This is a genomic window from Delftia sp. BGA-UO-ETr-SB1 (genome assembly GCF_059567865.1).
This window is the reverse complement of record NZ_JCAQOW010000006.1, coordinates 554,372-574,721: the sequence shown is the minus strand read 5'-3', so window position 1 is coordinate 574,721 and position 20,350 is coordinate 554,372. Positions and strand designations below refer to the sequence as shown.

General features: G+C 69.2%; 17 protein-coding genes. 9 read left to right on the top strand and 8 right to left on the bottom strand.

Going from position 1 to position 20,350, the window contains the following annotated elements; all coding sequences use genetic code 11:
• Nucleotides 1-23 precede the first annotated feature (23 nt).
• Nucleotides 24-1,001, bottom strand: coding sequence for a Bug family tripartite tricarboxylate transporter substrate binding protein (locus tag AC57B5_RS21420; protein WP_496400284.1), 978 nt, complete (start codon nucleotides 999-1,001; stop codon nucleotides 24-26).
• Nucleotides 1,002-1,215: 214 nt separating this feature from the next.
• Between AC57B5_RS21420 and AC57B5_RS21415 the strand changes: the two genes are divergently transcribed.
• The 4 genes from AC57B5_RS21415 to AC57B5_RS21400 all read left to right on the top strand — a co-directional run bounded on the left by AC57B5_RS21415 (nucleotide 1,216) and on the right by AC57B5_RS21400 (nucleotide 6,214).
• Nucleotides 1,216-3,486, top strand: coding sequence for a protein-disulfide reductase DsbD family protein (locus AC57B5_RS21415; RefSeq protein WP_496400283.1), 2,271 nt, complete (start codon nucleotides 1,216-1,218; stop codon nucleotides 3,484-3,486).
• A gap of 193 nt (nucleotides 3,487-3,679) precedes the next feature.
• Entirely contained in the window at nucleotides 3,680-4,213 is a 534-nt protein-coding gene (locus AC57B5_RS21410; RefSeq protein WP_013800334.1) for a hypothetical protein, read from the top strand.
• A 233-nt stretch (nucleotides 4,214-4,446) separates the two neighbouring features.
• Entirely contained in the window at nucleotides 4,447-5,718 is a 1,272-nt protein-coding gene (gene nhaA, locus AC57B5_RS21405) for a Na+/H+ antiporter NhaA (protein ID WP_496400282.1), read from the top strand.
• A gap of 28 nt (nucleotides 5,719-5,746) precedes the next feature.
• Nucleotides 5,747-6,214: a CoA-binding protein gene (locus AC57B5_RS21400; protein WP_034397998.1), complete on the top strand. Its 468-nt coding sequence runs from the start codon at nucleotides 5,747-5,749 to the stop codon at nucleotides 6,212-6,214.
• A 255-nt stretch (nucleotides 6,215-6,469) separates the two neighbouring features.
• Here AC57B5_RS21400 and AC57B5_RS21395 read toward each other — a convergent pair whose 3' ends face one another.
• Entirely contained in the window at nucleotides 6,470-7,303 is an 834-nt protein-coding gene (locus AC57B5_RS21395; RefSeq protein ID WP_065346541.1) for a GNAT family N-acetyltransferase, read from the bottom strand.
• A gap of 307 nt (nucleotides 7,304-7,610) precedes the next feature.
• On the opposite strand from AC57B5_RS21395, the gene AC57B5_RS21390 reads away from it, so the two are divergent.
• Nucleotides 7,611-9,443, top strand: coding sequence for a methyl-accepting chemotaxis protein (locus tag AC57B5_RS21390; RefSeq protein WP_199136190.1), 1,833 nt, complete (start codon nucleotides 7,611-7,613; stop codon nucleotides 9,441-9,443).
• A gap of 19 nt (nucleotides 9,444-9,462) precedes the next feature.
• On the opposite strand, the gene AC57B5_RS21385 is transcribed toward AC57B5_RS21390, so the two are convergent.
• Nucleotides 9,463-10,281, bottom strand: a complete 819-nt coding sequence (locus AC57B5_RS21385) for an IclR family transcriptional regulator (protein WP_199136188.1) — start codon at nucleotides 10,279-10,281, stop codon at nucleotides 9,463-9,465.
• 149 nt (nucleotides 10,282-10,430) lie between these two features.
• Here AC57B5_RS21385 and AC57B5_RS21380 point away from each other — a divergent pair, with 149 nt between their 5' ends.
• From AC57B5_RS21380 to AC57B5_RS21365, 4 genes are all read left to right on the top strand, one after another.
• On the top strand, nucleotides 10,431-11,396 hold the full coding sequence (locus tag AC57B5_RS21380; RefSeq protein ID WP_099732423.1) for an MBL fold metallo-hydrolase: 966 nt from the start codon (nucleotides 10,431-10,433) through the stop codon (nucleotides 11,394-11,396).
• 132 nt (nucleotides 11,397-11,528) lie between these two features.
• Nucleotides 11,529-13,205 carry an FAD-dependent oxidoreductase gene (locus AC57B5_RS21375; RefSeq protein WP_496400281.1) on the top strand — a complete coding sequence of 559 codons (1,677 nt, stop codon included), beginning with the start codon at nucleotides 11,529-11,531 and terminating at the stop codon, nucleotides 13,203-13,205.
• Nucleotides 13,206-13,336: 131 nt separating this feature from the next.
• A complete protein-coding gene (locus AC57B5_RS21370) occupies nucleotides 13,337-13,603 on the top strand; it encodes a DUF2783 domain-containing protein (RefSeq protein ID WP_013800326.1) in 267 nt (88 codons plus the stop codon).
• Nucleotides 13,604-13,707: 104 nt separating this feature from the next.
• The gene (locus AC57B5_RS21365; RefSeq protein ID WP_013800325.1) at nucleotides 13,708-14,679 is read left to right on the top strand and encodes a Bug family tripartite tricarboxylate transporter substrate binding protein; all 972 of its coding nucleotides are present in this window, start codon (nucleotides 13,708-13,710) and stop codon (nucleotides 14,677-14,679) included.
• 70 nt (nucleotides 14,680-14,749) lie between these two features.
• Here AC57B5_RS21365 and AC57B5_RS21360 read toward each other — a convergent pair whose 3' ends face one another.
• The 5 genes from AC57B5_RS21360 to AC57B5_RS21340 all read right to left on the bottom strand — a co-directional run bounded on the left by AC57B5_RS21360 (nucleotide 14,750) and on the right by AC57B5_RS21340 (nucleotide 20,349).
• On the bottom strand, nucleotides 14,750-15,505 hold the full coding sequence (locus AC57B5_RS21360) for an ABC transporter ATP-binding protein (protein WP_496400280.1): 756 nt from the start codon (nucleotides 15,503-15,505) through the stop codon (nucleotides 14,750-14,752).
• Nucleotides 15,502-17,394, bottom strand: a complete 1,893-nt coding sequence (locus AC57B5_RS21355; RefSeq protein ID WP_063327652.1) for a branched-chain amino acid ABC transporter ATP-binding protein/permease — start codon at nucleotides 17,392-17,394, stop codon at nucleotides 15,502-15,504. The genes AC57B5_RS21360 and AC57B5_RS21355 overlap by 4 nt, the downstream gene beginning before the upstream one ends.
• Nucleotides 17,391-18,419, bottom strand: a complete 1,029-nt coding sequence (locus AC57B5_RS21350) for a branched-chain amino acid ABC transporter permease (RefSeq protein WP_012202505.1) — start codon at nucleotides 18,417-18,419, stop codon at nucleotides 17,391-17,393. The genes AC57B5_RS21355 and AC57B5_RS21350 overlap by 4 nt, the downstream gene beginning before the upstream one ends.
• 83 nt (nucleotides 18,420-18,502) lie before the next feature.
• A complete protein-coding gene (locus AC57B5_RS21345) occupies nucleotides 18,503-19,654 on the bottom strand; it encodes an ABC transporter substrate-binding protein (RefSeq protein WP_012202504.1) in 1,152 nt (383 codons plus the stop codon).
• A 35-nt stretch (nucleotides 19,655-19,689) separates the two neighbouring features.
• On the bottom strand, nucleotides 19,690-20,349 hold the full coding sequence (locus AC57B5_RS21340; protein WP_012202503.1) for a TetR/AcrR family transcriptional regulator: 660 nt from the start codon (nucleotides 20,347-20,349) through the stop codon (nucleotides 19,690-19,692).
• Between the last annotated feature and the right edge of the window lies 1 nt (nucleotide 20,350).

The window sequence follows — 20,350 nt, the reverse complement described above, 5'->3', positions numbered from 1 at the left end:
TCCATGGGCTGCCGGAGCCCTCCTCACTCGGCCTTGAAGTTGGATTCCTTGACGATGCGTTTCCAGCGCTCGTTGTCCGACTCGATCAGCCGCGCGAACTCCTCGGGCGTTCCCCGGCGCGGCACATAGCTGTAGCTGCGCAGCTTGGCCAGCACGTCGGGCATCTGCATGACCTTGTCCATCTGCTGCGCGAGCTGGGCCACGATGTCGCGGGGCGTGCCCTTGGGCGCCAGCAGGCCCGACCAGGAGCTGAAGCCCATGCCGTCCACGCCGGCCTCCTTGATGGTGGGCACCTGGGGAAAGACTTCGGCGCGCTGGGGCAGCAGCACGGCCAGGGCCTTGACCTTGCCCGTGCGGATCATCTCCACCGAGGTGAAGGAGTCGAACGAGAAATCCACCTCGCCCGCCACCACGGCCTGCATCTGCGGCGCCGTGCCCTTGTACTGGGCGTTGACGATGCCCGGCGCGCCAATCACCTTCTTGAACTGCTCGGTGATCAGCGAAATCATGCTGCTGCCCGAGGACACGCTCAACGGCTTGCCCTGTTTGGCCATGGCGACCAGCTCCTGCAGGCTGTTCGAGGGCAGGTCCTTGCGTGCGATGAGAACGAAGCCCACGTCGCACAGATGGCTGATGGGCTCGAAGCTGGACAGCGCCTCGTAGCTGGTCTTGTAGAGCACGGGGCTCAGGGTCTGCGCGCCGGCCGTGTTCATCAGCAGGGTGTAGCCGTCGGGCGTGGCGCGCGCGGCCAGTTCCGTGCCGATGACGCCATTGGCACCACCCTTGTTGTCCACCACGAAGGACTGGCCGGTCAGCTCCCCGAGCTTTTGCATGGCCAGCCGCGCCACCACGTCGGTGGTGCCACCGGCGGGAAAGGGCACGATCACGCGCACGGACTTGTCGGGATAGGCGGCTGCCGCGCGCGCGTGCTGCGGCAGTCCCCAGGCTGCGGCCGCTGCCGCGCCAGCGGCCAGGAAGTGGCGGCGAGATGTCTCCTGCATGGCTTGTCTCCTTGTGTTGCTCTATCCCGGATGGGTGGCCGGTCCATGATGGGCAACGGACATATCGCCTGTCCAATACCAAGCGCCTATGCAACGATATCTTTTGCCAATCGTCCTGCAGCCGGCCACAGGCGATCTCTCTGGACGGCCCGCTACCATCGCAGCCTGCAGCCGGGGGAACCAAAGACCATGCCCCTGGCTCCCACAGTCCGCCATGCCGCACCAACCACCTCTTCGCCACACTGCCCCCCAGCACCTCGCCTTCTGGCTCCTCGCCTTTTTCCTTGCCGCCGCCAGCCTGCTTGCCACCCCTGCCGGCGCGCAGCTGCGCCTGAAGACCGGCAGCGGGGCGGCCGCGGCCGTGGACACGCCACGCGTGCGGGCCGAGCTCGTGGCCCAGGCACCCGAAGGCGTTCAGCCCGGTCAGACGCTGTGGCTGGGCCTGCTGATCACCCACCAGCCCGAATGGCATACCTATTGGAAGAACGCCGGTGACTCCGGCCTGGCCACCGAGTTGAACTGGCAGCTGCCTGCAGGCCTGACGGCTGGCGAGATCCAGTGGCCCGTGCCCGAGGCGCTGCGCGTGGGCCCCCTGCTCAACTACGGTTATGAGGGCCAGGTGCTGCTGCCCGTGCCCGTGCAGGTGGCCGCCGACTTCAAGCCGCCCGCGTCCGGCATGCTGGACCTGCGCCTGCATGCGAATTGGCTGGTCTGCCGCGTGGAGTGCATTCCCGAGGAAGGCGATTTCCAGCTGCAGCTGCCCGTGCAGGGCAGCACGGCAGGCCAGGGTCAGGCCTTCACCCAGGCCTGGGCTCTCAAGCCCCAGGCACTGTCCGCGCCAGCCCAGGCCAAGGTGGTGCCGGCCAGCCAGCCAGCAGCAGAAGGCAGGACGCCCGACGAGCGCGTGCAGCTGCGCATCGAGGGCCTGCCGGAATCCCTGCAGGGCCGCACGCTGGACTTCTATCCCGAATCTTCCGACACCTTCCACCACGCGGCGGAACTGGGCAAGGACTGGCAGCAGCGCTGGGATGGTGCGGCCTGGGTGGCCGAGCTGCCCCTGTCCGACATGCGCGGCGAGACCCCGGCCAAGCTGCCCGTGGTCCTGGCCTTGCCACCCGTCGAGCGCGCCGCAGCGCTGGAGCAGGGCCAGCCCGTGGCCTGGCGCGCCGAGGCCCCGGTCGAGGGCCGCTGGACGGCTGCCGCCATGGCCAGCGTTTCCCCCGCACTGGCCGCCGCCCTGGCGGCCAACCAGGCCGCTGCGCCTGCTGCCAGCGCCACCAGCCTGTGGATGGCCCTGCTCGGTGGCCTGGTGGGTGGACTGATCCTGAACCTCATGCCCTGCGTCTTCCCGGTGCTGGCCATCAAGATCCTGGGCTTTGCACGCCATGGACAGGACCGCCGCGCCCAGCGCCTGGGCGGGCTGGCCTATACGGCGGGCGTGGTCCTGTCCTTCCTGGCCCTGGGCGGACTGCTGCTGGCGCTGCGCGCGGCGGGCGAGCAGCTGGGCTGGGGCTTTCAGCTGCAGTCACCGGCCATCGTGGCCCTGCTGGCAGCCCTGTTCACGCTGCTGGGGCTGAACCTGGCAGGCCTGTTCGAGTTCGGCTCCATGCTGCCCGGCCGCTGGGCTGCGGCCCATGCGCGCCATCCGGTGGCCGATGCCTTTCTGTCCGGCGTGCTGGCCGTGGCCATTGCCTCGCCCTGCACGGCGCCGTTCATGGGCGCCTCGCTGGGCTTTGCCATCGACATGCCGGCCCTGCAGGCGCTGACGGTGTTTGCCGCCCTGGGCCTGGGCATGGCCCTGCCCTATCTGCTGGCCAGCTTCGTTCCGGCCGTGGTGCGCTGGCTGCCGCGCCCGGGCGCCTGGATGGATACCTTCCGCCGCGCCATGGCCTTCCCCATGTTCGCCACCGTGGTCTGGCTGGTCTGGGTGCTGGGGCACCAAAGCGGCATCGACGCCGCCACCGCGCTGCTGGCCCTGCTGCTGGCCTTCAGCGCCCTGGTCTGGACGCTGACGCTCAAGGGCCGCACGCGGGCCGTGCTGGCCACGCTGGCCGTGGTGCTGGCAGGCGCGCTGCTGGCCACCACCGCGCCCCTGATCACCACGCCTGCCCAGGCGGAGGGCACGGGCACGGTGTCCGCTGCAGGCGAGCGCTGGCAGCCCTGGTCAGCCGCCCGCGTGGCCGAGCTGCAGGCGGCGGGCAAGCCCGTGTTCGTGGACTACACGGCCGCCTGGTGCGTGACCTGCCAGGTCAACAAGCGCACCACGCTCAACCATGAGGAGGTGCTGGCCGCCTTCGACAAGCACGGCGTGACCCTGCTGCGCGCCGACTGGACGCGGCGCGACCCGGCCATCACCGCTGCGCTGCAGCAACTGGGCCGCAGCGGCGTGCCCGTCTATGTGCTGCATGCGCCGGGCAAGCCCCCGGTGGTGCTCAGCGAGCTGCTATCGAAGAGCGAGGTACTGGGGGCGTTGGCCGCGCTTTGACGGCACGCCCTCCTGGGACAAACCCCGATTTTGGGTAGGTCCCAGGCCTACATTTGTTGCAGCGCACGCCGTCCTAGACTGGATGCATCCGGGGAATACCGCAATCCGAACGCTAGGCGCCGCGGCTGCCGCCCGACTCCGGAGACCCGCCCGCGCGGCAACTGCCCGCCCTGCACGACACAGGAGGTGGGCCATGCATGCACTGATCACCCATTCGCACCCTTCGGGGGTGCACCATCGTTCACGCGGCAAGGGTTTGCTGCTGGCGTTGGGGCTTGCCAGCCTGGCCGTGGCGGGGATCGTCCTGCCCTTTGTCTGGGACCTGCTGGGCTTCGTCAACGGATTGCCCAAGATGGGATGGCTGCAGTCCATCCTGGCGGTCTCGCCAGTGTTCAGCTGGCTGATGATGTTCGCCTGGGGCCTGGCCGTTCCCGTGGCGCTGATCTATGCGCTCTACCACCCGCAGACCCATCCCTGGGGCAATGCCGCCATGGTGGCGGGCGCCATGTTCATCGCCGTCACCTGGTACGTGCACATGCCCGCCGCATCGCAATGCACGGCGATGTATCCGCAGACCGGCATGGCCTGCTCGGTGCTGCAATGGGGCTTCAGCATGAGCCTGGGCGTGGCAACGGCGGCCTATGTGTTCCTGGTCTTCATGATTGCGCTGTCCTCGCTGGGCCTGCTGGCCGAATGCGTCGCGCGCAATGAGCCGCCCAGGCCCTGAATCCGCAGGGTCTTGCGCAAGCGTCCCGGCCACCGATTTTTTGCCGCCGGGCCGCCCCAAGGCAAAAAGCGGCCCCCTCGGGGGCAGCGGACCTTGCGCAGCAAAGGGAGTGGGGGCTTCTTTTATAATGGCCGCTGGGTGTCCAGACCGCATGGGGCGGCAGGACAGGTGTTGATAGCGCAGGTCGGGCCGCCTGCGCACTGGGGCCGCAAGGCCCCTTTGCTGCTTTGCACATGAACACCTACACGACCCCGCGGCCGTCCGGCCCGCGCACGCCCCTTTTCCTGTCTTTCGCCGATCGCGTCGGCGCCTTCCTGTCCCGCTGGTCCCATGCCGAGGCTGCGGGCGGCATCGTGCTGCTGCTGGCAGCGGCCGCCGCCCTGCTCTGGGCGAACTCCGGCTGGGCCGGTTCCTATGAGGCGCTGTGGCACACGCCGCTGAGCCTGGGCCTGGGCCCGTGGCAGCTGTCGCAATCCCTGCATTTCTGGGTCAACGATGCGCTGATGAGCGTGTTCTTTCTCGTGGTCGGCATGGAGATACGCCGCGAGATGCATTCCGGTGCACTGGCCCAGCCGCGCCAAGCGCTGCTGCCCGTGATGGCCGCGCTGGGCGGCGTGGTGGCGCCGGCCCTGATCTTCCTGGCCTTCAATGCCGCGCCGCCGCTGCGCAACGGCTGGGCCGTGCCCACGGCCACCGACATCGCCTTTGCCATGGGCGTGCTGGCCCTGCTGGGCCGGGGCCTGCCGCCCGCGCTGCGCGTGTTCCTGTTGGCGCTGGCCATCATCGACGACCTGGTGGCCGTGCTCATCATTGCGCTGTTCTATTCGGGCGGGCTGCAGTGGGACCAGCTGCTGGTGGCCGCCGCCGGCCTGGCCGGCGTGTTCCTGCTGCAGTCGCTGGGCGTGCGCCGCGCCTGGGCCTATGTGCTGCCGGGCGCCGTGCTCTGGTGGGGCATCTGGCAGACCGGCGCCCATCCCACGCTGGCCGGCGTGGTGCTGGGCCTGGTGACGCCCGTGCATGCGCTGGCCGGCCGCGAAAGCGCCGCGCCCGTGGAGCGCGTGCAGGCGGACCTGCATCCCTGGGTGGCCTTTGGCGTGATGCCGCTGTTCGCGCTGGCCAATGCCGGCGTGCCGCTGCAGGGCGCGGGCACCGCTGGCATTGATGTGGCGGGCACGTCGGCCGTGATGTGGGGCGTGGCCCTGGCCCTGGTGCTGGGCAAGCCGCTGGGTGTGCTGCTCAGCTGCTGGCTGGCCGTGCGCCTGCGGATGTGCGCACTGCCGCCGGGCATGGGCTGGGGCGACGCGCTGCTGGCCGGCCTGCTGGCAGGCATTGGCTTCACCATGGCCATCTTCATCGCCACGCTGGCCTTTGACAGCGAGGCCCTGCTCAATGCCGCCAAGCTGGGGGTGCTGATGGCCTCGGCCACGGCCGCCGTGCTGGGCCTGGCCTGGGGCCTGGTGCTGCGCCGCCGCCATGCTGCAGCCGCGACAGTGCAGCCGGCCTGATCCGCATGCGCTGCGTACACTGCGGCGCATGAGTGATACAGCCACAGACTCCCGCCTGCGTGACATCCTCGTGCAGTGCCGCACCCTGGCCGTGGTCGGCCTGTCGCCGCAGCCCGACCGGCCCAGCCACCAGGCGTCGCAGTACATGCAGCGCCACGGCTACCGCATCGTTCCCGTGAACCCCGTGGTCGCACGCGAAGGCGGACGCATCCTGGGCGAGCCCGTCCATGCCAGCCTGGCCGACGCTGCGGCCGCGCTGGCCGCACAGGGCCTGCGCATCGACATGGTCGATTGCTTCCGAAAGAGCGAGGACATCCCGCCGCTGGCCGCCGAGGCCGTTGCCATCGGCGCGCGCTGCCTGTGGCTGCAATTGGGCGTGGTCAACGACAAAGCCCTGGAACTGGCCCGCGCTGCGGGCCTGTGGACCGTGCAGGACCGCTGCGTGAAGATCGAGCACCAGCGCCTGCTGGCCGATGCCCCAGCCGCTGCCCGGTAGCTCAGGAATTGCCCATGAAAAAGGCCGCAGCCCCTGAAAGGCTGCGGCCTGCAATTGGCGTGGACCAAGGCCCGGTCAGTCCGGTGCAGGTTACCTGCCTCCGTCCGGGTGTCTGCTTCAGCCCACATCCAGCATCATGCACGGTCTTTGTGACAGCCCTGTGATGCACATCACGGTCCGGCTCACTGCACAAGAAGCCGGATCCGCCCTCTCTTTCCGAAAATACCCCGATTCCCCCCAAGCGCCGGGACGGCCTCAGCCGCGCCGCGTGAACAGGCGCATGTAGCGCGAAGGCAGGTCCTGCATGCGCATCATGATGGGCAGGTCTGCCGTGTTGAAGTCGCTGTCCCAGGCCGGCGCGCCCAGCACCTTGGCGCCCGTGCGCAGATAGCCCTGGATCAGCGCGGGCGGCTCCACGCTCATGCCGCTGGTGCTGACCGAGGCCAACTCCTCGGGCAGGGCCACGCGGGGACGTACCTGCAGCTCGGGCTCGGCCAGATGGGTCTGGCGCAGTTGCTGCCAGACGCGCGCCGGGCCTTCGCCGTGGGCCAGGCCCGGGTACTGCATGGGAATGCTGGCGCAGCCGACCATGGCGTCCAGCTGGTTGCGCTGCATGAATTCGGCCAGGGCGCCCCACAGCGCCAGGATCACGCCGCCCTGGCGGTGCGACGCATGCACGCAGCTGCGGCCCAGCTCCACCATGCGCGGGCGCCAGGCGTGCAGCGGGGCGAGGTCGAATTCCTGGTCGGAGTACAGGCCCCCGGCGCGCAGCGCCTGGGTGGGCGTGAGCAGGCGGTAGGTGCCGATGACCACGCCCCGGTCGGCGTCGCAGACCATGAGGTGCTCGCAGAAATCGTCGAAGGCGTCGATGTCGTGTCCGGCCAGCGGCGTCTGCAGCACGGCGCCCATCTCGGCGGCGAACACCGCGTGGCGCAGGCGCTGCACCTGTCGCACTTCGTCAAGGTGCCGGGCCCAGCGCACGTCCAGCCGCAGCGGTTTGTCTGCGGCCTGGGGTGGCTGGAGAAGCGCGGAAAGCGGGGGCTTGGCGACGTCGATCGCCGCGTTGCGAAGGGTGTCAAGAACGTCCATATGCCCGCCTTCCTCGTCATGTTGGACGCAGTCGGTGACCTGCCTGTGCCACTCGGTTTGCCTGCGTGCCGCCATTGTGGAAAGCCGCCATGAAAGTCCCGCGACGGTTGCGTTACAGCAACATGTCACACCGCACTGCAATGGTGCACTGCAGCAAATGCCTCTATGACAGGTGTTGCGCGCAAGTTGGTGCACGCCATCCCAGGGTTGGCATGTCGTCAAGAATGAAACAAATTGTGCGTTAATGACAGGGCCGCATGCCCGGCCATCGCGGCTTGCGGAGTCCTCAGTCTTCCCTTGCCGCGCCATGCTCCAGACCCTTCGCTCCAAGATCCTTGCCATCAGCACAGCCACCGTGGTCGGCGCCCTTGCCATCACGGGGGCTGCCACGTACCACATCGTTCGCGGCAGCACTTTCCAGACCATTGAACAGGACCTGGACGCCATCACCGCAGGCAACACCATGGCCATCGACCAGTGGGTGGCCTCCAAGGCACGCGCCGTCAGCGCCGCCGCCGCCGTGATCGAGCATGGCGACCCGCAGGGCTTTGCCGCCCACATGGGCCAGGCCAGCGGCTTCCCCATCACCACGGTGGGCTGGCAGGACAAGACCTTCAAGTCCACCACCAGCACCCCGCCCGACTACGACCCCACGGCCCGCCCCTGGTACAAGAGCGCCGTGCAGGCCGGCAAGCTGACACTGACCAAGCCCTATGGCGACTCCACCACGGGCGTGCCCTATGTGGCCTTCGTGGCGCCCATGCTGCGCGGCGGCGCGCTGCAGGGCGTGATCAGCGGCGCCGTGCCGCTGGAGGGCGTGCGCGAGGTGGTCTCGGCCATCCGCCCCACGCCCGGCAGCCTGGGCTTCGTGGTCAGCCGTGACGGCCAGGTGCTGGCGCATGCCGATGCCAAGCTGCTGCTCAAGCCCACCTCCGACCTCTCCGAGCTGCTGACGCCGGCCGCGCTGACCGCGCTGGCCAGCGCCACGGCGCCGCTGGAAGTGAACCTGGGCGGCAGCGCCAAGCTGCTCAAGGCCCGCCCGGTGCAGGGCACGGACTGGCTGCTGGTGGTGGCATTGGACAAGGCCGAGGCCACGACCGGACTGCAAAGCGTGCTCAAGACGCTTGCCATCGCCATCGTGCTGCTGGCCTGCCTGGCCACGGCCGTGGCGGCGGCGCTGACGGCCCAGTCCTTCCGGCGCCTGTCGCAGGTGCGCGACGCCATGGACAAGATCGGCTCGGGCGGCGGCGACCTGACGCAGCGCCTGCCGGTGTCGGGCAATGACGAAGTGGCGCAGATCGCCTCGTCCTTCAACGGCTTCGTCGAGCAGATCGGCACCGTGCTCAAGGATGTGCGCAACGGCGTGGAGTCCATGAAGACCGCCACCGACGAGATCAAGCTGGGCAACCTGGACCTGTCCAACCGCACCGAGTCCTCGGCCAGCAGCCTGCAGGAGACCTCGGCCTCGCTGTCGCAGCTGACGGCCAATGTGCGCCAGTCGGCCGAGGCGGCCGCCATGGCCACGCGCCTGGCCCAGTCGGCCAGCAGCTCGGCCACCAAGGGTGGCGACGTGGTGGGCAGCGCCGTGAGCACCATGGACGACATCTCCAAGGCCTCGTCCAAGATCGGCGAGATCATCGGCGTCATCGACGCCATCGCCTTCCAGACCAACATCCTGGCGCTCAATGCCGCCGTCGAGGCAGCCCGCGCCGGTGAGCAGGGCCGGGGCTTTGCCGTGGTGGCGGCAGAAGTGCGCAGCCTGGCCCACCGCAGCGCGGCGGCCGCCAAGGAGATCAAGACCCTGATCGACGCCTCGGGCGCCAGCGTGGCCATGGGCACGGAGCGCGTGCGCGCCGCCGGCCAGACCATGGGCGAGATCGTGGATGGCATCCAGCGCGTCTCCCAGATCATTGTCGAGATCAACGGCGCCATGACCGAGCAGAGCGTGGGCATCGGCCAGATCAACCAGGCCGTGGCCGACATGGACCGCGCCACGCAGCAGAACGCCGCGCTGGTGGAGGAGTCCACCGCCGCATCGTCCGTGCTCAACGAGCAGGCCCACCACCTGTCGCGCACGGTGGCCGGCTTCACGCTGGAAGGGCGTGCGCCTGCCCGGGATCAGTTGCTGCTTACCAACTGAGCCGCAGCAAGCGACGGGCTCAGGCCTGGGCCGGCGCTCCCAGGCGCTGGGACAGGCTGCGCGCCTGGGCCTGCAGCAGCAGGGCCGGCCGGCCTTGCAGGTCCAGGTCCAGCGTGGCCGAAGGGCCGATGGCGGCAATGGCCAGCACCAGCTGGCCAAAGCCGTCGAACACCGGCACGGCCAGCGCGCTCACGCCTGACAGCAGCTGGTTCTCGACCCGGCTCAGGCGGCTGGCGCGGATGGCGGCCAGCTCCTTTGCAAAGGCGGGCTCTTCCAGGCTGTGGCCTTCCGCGTCCAGCAGGGGCGCGATGCGCCCGGGCTCGCCAAAGGCCGCAAAGATCTTGCCCGTGGCCGTGTGGCGCAGCGATGCGGGCGTGCCGTGGCGCATGGCCACATAGACATGGGTGGGCCCCTCTTCCACGCGGATGATGGTCGGCCCCTGGCCGCTCCACATGGCAATCGACACCGTACTGCCCACCTCCTGCGCCAGCGCGGGCAGCTCGGCAATCGCCAGGCGCACGGGATCGGCCTGCTGCAGGCTGATCAGCCCCATCTGTATGGCCAGCGGCCCCAGGCCGTAGTGGCCGCTGGCGCGGTCCTGCTCCATCAGGCCCAGCTTGCAGAAGCTCACCAGGTAGGGATGGGCCTTGGCCGCCGTCATGCCGGCCTCGCGCGCCAGATCCTTCAGCGCCATGCGCCGGCCGGTGCGCGCCAGGGCCTTGAGCAGCTGGCCACCGACCTCCACGCTCTGGATGCCGCGCGGGCCGCGCGCGGGCTCGTCATCGGCGCTGTCGGAGGGGAAGACGGAGTCGTTCGGGGAGGAGGCGGCATCGGACATGGCAGGCATTGTGAAGGCTGGAACCCGAAGTTTGCGGCTCCGAGGGTTTTTCACTATGTCAAATGAATTGTTCAATGTTGAATTTTTCCCTAGCATTCAGGCATTCGATAAAAACAAATGCATTTGTCCATCTCAAAAGCGGGATACCCATGACCACCAAGACCTTTGCCTCCGCCGCCGACCTCGAAATCAAGCAGGTCAGCTTCGACAAGCTCTCCGAGCACGCCTATGCCTACACGGCCGAAGGCGACCCCAACACCGGCATCATCATTGGCGACGACGCCGTGATGGTGATCGACACCCAGGCCACGCCCGTCATGGCCCAGGACGTGATCCGCCGCATCCGCGAGGTCACGGACAAGCCCATCAAGTACGTCACGCTGTCGCACTACCACGCGGTGCGCGTGCTGGGCGCCTCGGCCTTCTTCGCGGAAGGCGCCGAACACATCATTGCCAGCCAGGACACCTACGACCTCATCGTGGAGCGCGGCGAGCAGGACAAGGCCAGCGAGATCGGCCGCTTCCCGCGCCTGTTCCAGAACGTGGAAAGCGTGCCCGACGGCATGACCTGGCCCACCCTGACCTTCACCGGCAAGATGACGCTGTGGCTGGGCAAGCTCGAGGTGCAGATCCTGCAGCTGGGCCGCGGCCACACCAAGGGCGACACCGTGGTCTGGCTGCCCCAGGACAAGGTGCTGTTCAGCGGCGACCTGGTGGAGTTCGGCGCCACGCCCTATGCGGGCGATGCCTACTTCCAGGACTGGCCGCACACGCTGGACGCCATCGCCGCCCTGCAGCCCGAAAAGCTTGTGCCCGGCCGGGGCGCCGCGCTGCAGACGCCGGCCGAGGTGCAGGCCGGCCTGGCCGGCACGCGCGACTTCATCAGCGACCTGTGGACCGAGGTCAAGGCCGGCGCCGACGCCAAGCAGGACCTGCGCAAGGTCTACGAGGCCGCCTTCGCCAAGCTGCAGCCCAAGTACGGCCAGTGGGTGATCTTCAACCACTGCATGCCCTTCGATGTGACCCGCGCCTATGACGAGGCATCGGGCCACGCCGACCCGCGCATCTGGACCGCCGAACGCGACCGCCAGATGTGGCTGGCGCTCGAAGGCTGATGCACGGCGGCGTCCGGGCCTGAACACCGGCACGCCCGCCCATCGCACCCGTCCGTGAACCGGCGCCCTGGCGCGCCGGCGGGGATGGCTGCGCCCTTTTTTCCACACTGCCCACGCCAGAGGACGAACACCATGTCCCACCCCGCCATCTCCCTGCAAGCGCTGCGCGGCAGCGGCGCAGACATACAGTCCATCCACATCCCCTACGAGCGCCATGCCGACCAGGACGCCGGTGCGGACACGCCCGCCCGGCATCCCGTGGTCATCGTCGGCGCTGGCCCCGTAGGCCTGTCGCTGGCCATCGACCTGGCCCAGCGCGGCCAGCGCGTGGTGCTGCTGGACAACGACTGCCGGCTGTCCACGGGCTCGCGCGCCATCTGCTTTTCCAAGCGCACGCTGGAGATCTGGGACCGCCTGGGCGTGGGCCAGCCCATGGTGGACAAGGGCGTGTCCTGGAACCTGGGCAAGGTCTTCTTCAAGGACCAGCCGCTGTACCGCTTCGACCTGCTGCCCGAGGACGGCCACGAGCGCCCGGCCTTCATCAACCTGCAGCAGTACTACGCCGAGGCCTATCTGGTCGAGCGCGCACTGCAGCTGCCGCTGATCGACCTGCGCTGGCACAGCAAGGTCACGGCACTGGAGCCGCAGGCCGAGGGCGCGCTGCTGACCGTGGAGACGCCTGACGGCAGCTACCGCATCGATGCGCAATGGGTCCTGGCCTGCGACGGCTCGCGCTCGCCGCTGCGCGGCCTGCTGGGCCAGGAAAGCCATGGCCGCATCTTCCGCGACCGCTTCCTGATCGCCGACGTGAAGATGCATGCCGAATTCCCCACCGAGCGCTGGTTCTGGTTCGACCCGCCCTTCCACCCGGGCCAGAGCGTGCTGCTGCACCGCCAGCCCGACGATGTCTGGCGCATCGACTTCCAGCTGGGCTGGGACGCGGACCCCGAGGAAGAGAAAAAGCCCGAGAACATCGTGCCGCGCATCCGTGCCCTGCTGGGCAAGGACGCGCCCTTCGAGCTGGAATGGGCCAGCGTCTACACCTTCGCCTGCCTGCGCATGGACCGCTTCGTCCATGGCCGCGTGGTCTTCGCGGGCGACAGCGCCCACGGCGTCTCGCCGTTTGGCGCACGCGGCGCCAACAGCGGCGTGCAGGATGCCGAGAACCTGGCCTGGAAGCTGGACCGCGTGCTGCGCGGCCAGGCCGATGCCTCGCTGATCGCCACCTACGGCGCCGAGCGCGAATACGCGGCCGACGAGAACATCCGCAACTCCACGCGCGCCACCGACTTCATCACGCCCAAGAGCGAGATCAGCCGCCTGTTCCGCGACGCCGTGCTGGACCTGGCGCGCGACCATGAATTCGCGCGCCGCATCGTCAACAGCGGGCGGCTGTCCGTGCCGGCCACGCTGCATGGCTCCGCGCTCAACACGCCCGACACCGACACCTTCGACGGAACGCAGCTGCCAGGCGCCGTGCTGGCCGATGCGCCCATGCGCCGGCCCGGCGCAGACGGCACGGCCTGGCTGCTGCGCGCCCTGGGCCCGGACTTCACGCTGCTGCACTTCGGCCCCACGCCGGCCTGGGCGCAGGCGCTGCCCGGCGTGCTCAACCTCTCGATAGCGGCCGAGGGCGAAGCCCATGCGCACGGCGCCGACCTCATCGATGCGCGCGGCCTGGCGGCCAAACGCCTGGATGCACGCCCCGGCACCAGCTACCTGCTGCGGCCTGACCAGCATGTCTGCGCGCGCTGGCGCCGCCCCGACGAAGCCAGCGTGCGCGCCGCTCTCCAAAGAGCCTCCCCCTGAGTCGCTTCGCGCCTTCCCCCTCTCTCGCTACGCGGGAGGGGGACGACAGCCTCGCTGCGGGGCGGCCCTTGCTCGCTGTCCCTGGTGGAGGCCCCACCAAAGGATTCCCCCATTTTTGTCAGGAGACCGCCATGCTGCTGTCCACCCACCCCAACCTGCAGGCCTGCGACGATTTCTACGAAGCCCTGATCGCCACCCACCAGGGGCTCGATACCGCGCAAAGCCATGCCCTCAATGCCCGCCTCGTGCTGCTGCTGGCCAATCACATCGGCCACCAGGGCACCTTGCTGCATGCGCTCGAACTGGCCCGCGCCAGCGCAGGACTTGCCCCTGCCGGCGCGGACCCGGCCGAGCGCGGCGCCGTGACGCCGGTCGCCCCGGTGCACGCGGCCGCCTGAAGCCGCGCGCCGCCGCCCGTGCGGCGGCCTGCCATCCCCACAAAGGCGCCCGCCTCACACCTTGGACATCTCACAAGGGCGCCGCATACAACATGGAGACAAGGATGCAACGCAAGCAGTTTCTGGCCGCACTGGCCTGCTCGGGCCTGGCCCTGGCCGCAGGGCCTGCCGCCCTGGCACAGGACAAGCCCCTGGAATGGGTCGTGGGCTATGCGGCCGGCGGCGGCTCGGACGTGGTCGCCCGCGTCATCGCCGAAGCCATGGGCCGCAACATGGAGCGGGTCATCGTCATCAACAACAAGCCCGGCGCAGGCACCAACATCGCGGCCGAGTACAGCGCCCGCTCGCGCGACTACGGCAACCTCATGTTCACGGCCGACTTCGCCACGCTGGCGGCCAACCCCTTCCTGTTCAGCAAGCTCAACTACAACGCCGAGCGCGACTTCAAGCCCGTGGGCATGCTGGTGCGCTTTCCCATGCTGCTGGTGGTCAACAACGAGGTGCCCGCCACCAACCTCGCCGAATTCCTGGCCTGGGCCAAACAGCAAAAGACCGGCGTGAGCTGGGGCTCGGCCGGCCTGGGCAGCCCCCACCACCTGGTGGGCGAACTGTTCCGCGAACAGGCGGGCATCAGCAACATGACCCATGTGCCCTACCGTGGCGCCGCCCCGGCCGTGCAGGACGTGGTTGGCGGCCAGATTCCCGCCATGTGGGCCGACAGCGCCACCATCATTCCCTTCCTGAGCGAGAAAAAGCTCAAGGCCATCGGCGTGGCCAGCCCCGCCCGCGTGGACGTCCTGCCCCAGGTCGCCACGCTGCAGGAGCAGGGCCTCAAGGGTTTCGAGGGCTATGCCTGGCAGGGCATCGTCGTGCCCACGGGCAGCTCGGCCGAGGTGGTCAAGAAGTTCAGCCAGTCGCTGCAGCAGGCCCTGGCCGACACCCGCACCAAGGCACGCCTGGCCGCCATGGGCGTGGAGCCCATGCCCGGCAGCGCCGACCAGATGGGCCAGTTCGTGCGCGCCGAGCGCAGCAAGTGGGGCCGGGTGATCTCGGCCAACAACATCAAGCTGGATTGAGCGCCCCGCTGCAGATGCAAAAAGGCTGCCGGTCCGGCAGCCTTTTTTCGTTGTGGCGGGAGGTTGCGTCTCAGGCCACCGCCACCGCCACCGCCTCCGCACTGCGCCCCATACCCAGATAGGTATCGATGATGCGCCGGTCGTGCAGCAGCTCCCTGGCCGCGCCGCTGAGCGCCACGGCGCCCATCTCCAGCACGTAGGCACGGTCGGCCACCTTGAGGGCGGCGCGCGCGTTCTGCTCGACCAGCAGCACCGAGACGCCGTGGTCGCGCAGGCCGGCCACGACCTGCAGCACCTCGCGCACGATCAGCGGCGCCAGGCCCAGCGAGGGCTCGTCCAGCAGCAGCAGGCGCGGGCGTGCCATCAGCGCGCGGCCGATGGCCAGCATCTGGCGCTCGCCGCCCGACAGGGTGGAGGCCATCTGCGGGCGCCGCTCCCTCAGGCGCGGGAAGATGGCAAAGACCTCGTCCATGCGCTGCGCCTGGTCGCGCAGGCCCCGGCGCCAGCGCGAGAAGCCGCCCAGCAGCAGGTTGTCCTCCACCGACATCTCGCCGAACAGCTCGCGCTTTTCGGGCACCAGGGCCACGCCGTTGGCCACCATGACCTCGACGCCGGGGCGTGCGATGCGCTTGCCGTCCAGATGGATCTCGCCGCGCGAGGGCAGCAGGCCCATGGCGGCCGACAGCAGCGTGGTCTTGCCCGCGCCGTTGGGGCCGATGACGGTGACGATCTCGCCGCTGCGCACATCCAGATCCACCTGGTGCACGGCCTCCACGGGTCCGTAGGACACGCTCAGGCCCTTGAGCTGCAAAAGGGTGTCGCTCATGCCGTCTCTCCGGTTGCCTCGTCGTCGTCGCCGCCGCCCAGGTAGGCATCCAGCACGCGCTGGTTGACCTGGATCTGGGCCGGCGTGCCTTCGGCGATCACGGTGCCGAACTCCAGCACTGTGATGCGGTCCGCAAGATTCATGACGAACTCCATGTCGTGCTCCACGACGAGAATGCCCAGCCCCTCGGCGCGCAGCTGGCGCAGCAAGTCAGCCAGGGCCTGTTTTTCCAGGTGGCGCAGGCCGGCGGCCGGCTCGTCCAGCAGCAGGGCCGCAGGCTGTCCGGCCAGGGCGCGTGCGATCTCCACGATGCGCTGCTGGCCCAGGGCCAGCGAGGCGGCCGGCACGTCGGCGAAGGCGCCCAGGCCGCAGCGCTCGATCTGGCGGCGCGCCTCGGCCAGCACCGAGGCCTCCTCGGCCCGGTCCAGGCGCAGCATGGAGGCCAGCCAGCCACGGTGCGCACGCCGGTGCGCGCCCACGGCCACGTTCTCCAGCACGCTGCGCTGGCCCAGCAGGCGCACATGCTGGAAGGTGCGGCCCAGGCCCAGGGCGGCAAAGCGGCGCGAGGGCGCATCGTTCATGGCCTGGTCCATGAAGCGCACCTGGCCCTCGGTGGGCGAGTCCACGCCCGAGATCATGTTGAAGAAAGTGCTCTTGCCCGCGCCGTTGGGGCCGATCAGCGCATGCACCTCGCCGGCCTTGAGCGTCATGGCCACATCGTTGTTGGCCACCAGGCCGCCGAAGCGCTTGGTCACATGCTCGGCCGCCAGCAGCACCTGGCCCGCCGCGGGCAGCGCGCGCTGCGCCAGCGGCGCCGCGTCCGCCAGCTTCAGATCGGACACGGGCCGGCGCACCCAGCGTGCCGTGAGCGCCTGCAGCGTGGGCCACAGGCCTTCTGCAAAGCGCTGCAGCACCAGCACCATCAGCAGGCCGAAGACGATGACCTCGAAATTGCCGCTGGTGCCCAGCAGGGCCGGCAATATGTCCTGCAGCTTTTGCTTGACCAGGGTGATCAGCGTGGCGCCCAGCACCGCGCCCCACAGGTGGCCGGCGCCGCCGACCACGGCCATGAACAGGTACTCGATGCCCACGTTGAGGTTGAAGGGCGCCGGGCTCACGAAGCGCTGCATGTGGGCGTAGAGCCAGCCCGACAGCGTGGCCAGCAGGGCTGCCAGCACGAAGAGCTTGACGCGGTAGTGCGCCGTGTCGATGCCCATGGACTCGGCCATGACGCGGCCGCCGCGCAGCGCGCGGATGGCCCGGCCCTCGCGCGAGTCCAACAGGTTGTGCAGCAGCCACAGCGCCACCAGCAGCACGGCCCAGATCACCACGCCCATGGCGCGCGGCGAGGCCAGCGAGACGCCGCCGATCACCAGCGGCGCAATGCCCGTGATGCCGGTCTGCCCGCCCAGAAACTCCATGTTGCCGAACAGGTAGTACAGGCTCAGCCCCCAGGCGATGGTGCACAGCGGCAGGTAGTGGCCCTGCAGCTTGACCGTGACCGCGCCCAGCAGCCAGGCCACGACGAACGTGATGAGCAGGCCCAGCGCCAGGCCCACCCAGGGCAGGCCCGCCGCGCCCACCAGCCCGCCCAGCGCGGCCACCGAGGCAGGCGCCGTGCAGACCCAGGCCGTGGCATAGGCGCCGATGCCCACGAAGGCCGCCTGGCCGAACGAGGTCATGCCGCCCACGCCGGTCAGCATCACCAGGCCTGCGGCCACCATGGCGAACAGGCCGATGTAGCTGAGGATGACGACGGTGAAATCAGGCAGGAAGCCCCAGGACGCGGCCAGCAGCGCAATGGCGGCCACGGTGAGCACGCGCGTGCTGATGCCGCCCGAAGCGGCCTTGGCAGGCGCCGCGGCCTGCGAGGAAACGGGGGCGCTCATTCTTCTTCCTCCACATGGTGGCTATTGCGCGATCGCCACCACAGCACCGGGATGATCAGCGTGAACACCAGCACCTCCTTGTAGGCACTGGCCCAGAACGACGAGAAGGCCTCCAGCAGCCCGACCAGCAGCGCGCCGGCCAGGGCCAGCGGGTAGCTGGCCAGCCCGCCCACGATGGCGGCCACGAAGCCCTTGAGGCCGATCAGAAAGCCGGTGTCGTAGTACACCGTGGTCAGCGGCGCGATCAGCAGGCCGGAGATGGCGCCGATCAGCGCGGCCAGCGCAAAGCTCACGTCGCCGGCCATGGCCGTGGGAATGCCCATGAGGCGTGCGCCCACGCGGTTGATGGCCGTGGCGCGCAGCGCCTTGCCGATCATGGAGCGCTCGAAGAACACGAACAGCAGGGCCACCAGCACCAGGGTCACGCCCACCACCACCAGGGACTGGCCCGAGATCGTGATGTCGCCCAGGCGCAGCTGCGCCTCGGAAAACGCGGGGGTGCGCGAGCCTTCGGCACCGAAGAACAGCAGCCCCAGGCCAACCAGCACGCCGTGCATGGCCACCGAGACGATGAGCAGCATCAGCACCGAGGCATGGGCCAGCGGCCGGTAGGCCAGGCGGTACAGCAGCGGCCCCATGGGCGTGATCAGCACCAGGGTGGCCAGTGCCTGCAGCATCAGCGAGGACGGGCGCAGCCCCCAGGCCAGGGCCACGGCAATGGCCGGCAGCGCCAGGCACCACAGGAAGGTGGCGGGCCAGCTCACCTGGCTGCCCGCGCGCCAGCGCAGCAGGTCCACCACCAGCACGGCGGCGGCCAGGGCCAGCAGCAGCCACAGCGTGGTGGGCACGCGGCCGGCCTGCATCATGGCCAGGGTGAGCGCGCCGAAGGCGACGAACTCGCCCTGCGGAATGAAGATGATGCGGGTGACCGAGAACACCAGCACCAGGGCCAGCGCCATCAGGCCGTAGACGGCGCCGTTGACGATGCCGTCCTGCCCCAGCAGCAGGGCGATTTGCAGATCCATGATCGACTTTCGAGCAGGCGCGGCCGAGCGCCACAGCGGCCGCCGCCAGGTGCGGCAGCCGCTGCGGCCTCAGGCCCGCAGGTTCAGGGCTGGTACTTCCAGGTGCCGTTCTCGATCTTGACCATGACGGCCGCGCGCTGGTCCAGGCCCAGGTGGTCGGTGGGCGTCATGTTGAAGATGCCGTGGGCGCCGGCCACGTCCTTGGTCTGCTCCAGCGCATCGCGCAGGGCGGCGCGGAACTCGGCCGTGCCGGGCTGGGCCTTCTTGAGCGCGGCGGGAATCGCCGCTTCGAGCACGCGGCCCGCATCCCAGGAATGCGCGCCAAAGGTCGATGCCGTGCCCTTGCCGTTGGCGGCCTCGTAGGCCTCCACATAGGAGACGGCAGACTTCTTGACCGGGTTGCTGTCGGGCAGCTGGTGGGCCACCAGCACGGGGCCGGCGGGCAGCAGCGTGCCTTCCACATCCTTGCCGCCCACGCGCAGGAAGTCGGCATTGGCCACGCCATGGGTCTGGTAGATCTTGCCCTGGTAGCCGCGCTCCTTGAGCGACTTCTGCGGCAGCGCGGCCGGCGTGCCCGAGCCTGCGATCAGCACCGCATCGGGCTTGGCGGACATGAGCTTGAGCGTCTGGCCCGTGACCGAGGTATCGCTGCGCGAATAGGCCTCGGTGGCGGTGAGCTTGAGGCCCTTGGCCTCGGCCACCTTGCGGAACTCCTGCAGCCAGCTTTCACCGTAGGCGTCGTTGAAGCCGATGTAGCCCACGGTCTTGATGCCGGCCTTGGCCATGTGCTCGCCGATGGCGGCGGCCATCATGGCGTCGTGCTGGGGCGTCTTGAAGACCCAGAACTTCTTGGCATCCACGGGCTCGACGATCTTGGCCGAGGCGGCCAGCGTGATCATGGGCGTCTTGGCCTCGGAGACCACGTCCACCATGGCCAGCGAGTTGGGCGTGATGCTGGAGCCCAGGATGACATCGACCTTGCTCTCGCTGATCAGCTTGCGCGTGTTGGCCACGGCCGCCGTGGTGTCGGAGGCGTCGTCCAGGATGATGTAGTTGACCTTCTGGCCCGCCACCGTGCGCGGCATCAGTGCCACGGTGTTCTTCTCGGGAATGCCCAGGGAGGCCGCCGGTCCGGTGGCCGAGACCACCACGCCCACATTGATGTCGGCCAGGGCCGAGCCCCAGACCGTGGCCAGGGTCGCGGCCAGCAGGCCCAGTTTCGTCAAACGCTTCATGTCTGTCTCCTTGTGTTGGATGGGGCGTGGCACCTTCAGGCGCCACAATTTACCGTGGTAACTATTTTTTTGCCAGCGGTTTGATGCCCGGGTTTGCCTGGGGTCTGCACGGCCGGCAGGCCTCCGAGGAACAGGTCGGCCACCACGGGGGCCATGGCCTCGTGGTCCAGCGAGCCGTCGGGCCGCAGCCAGGTGAACATCCAGTTCATCATCCCGAACAGCAGCATGGCCAGCGCCTTGGACAGGCCCGCGCCATCGGCGTCCGGCCGCAGCTGGGCCACCGCCTGGGCAAAGGTTTCGACCACGGCGCGCTCCTTGCCCAGCACGCGCTGGCGGTCGTCGTCCTGCAGGAAGCGCACGTCCTCGGTCAGCACGCGGTGGGCATGGCGGGCATGGGCGTACTCCTGCACGAAGCGCTCGATCAGCATGCGCAGCCGCGGCTCGGGCGGCAGGCCCATGGACTGCACTTCGTCCACCAGGGACTGCAGCCGCGTCATGTGGCCGTCGGTGATGTCCACCAGCAGAGCGTACTTGTCGCGGAAGTAGTGGTAGATGGTGGGCTTGGACAGGCCGCAGGCCTGGGCCACCTCGTTCATCGAAGTGCCGGGGTAGCCGCTGCGCGCGAACAGCGCGGCGGCATGGCCCAGGATCAGTTCGCGCTGGTCGTCGTATCCGGAAGATCGGCCTCGGGCCATG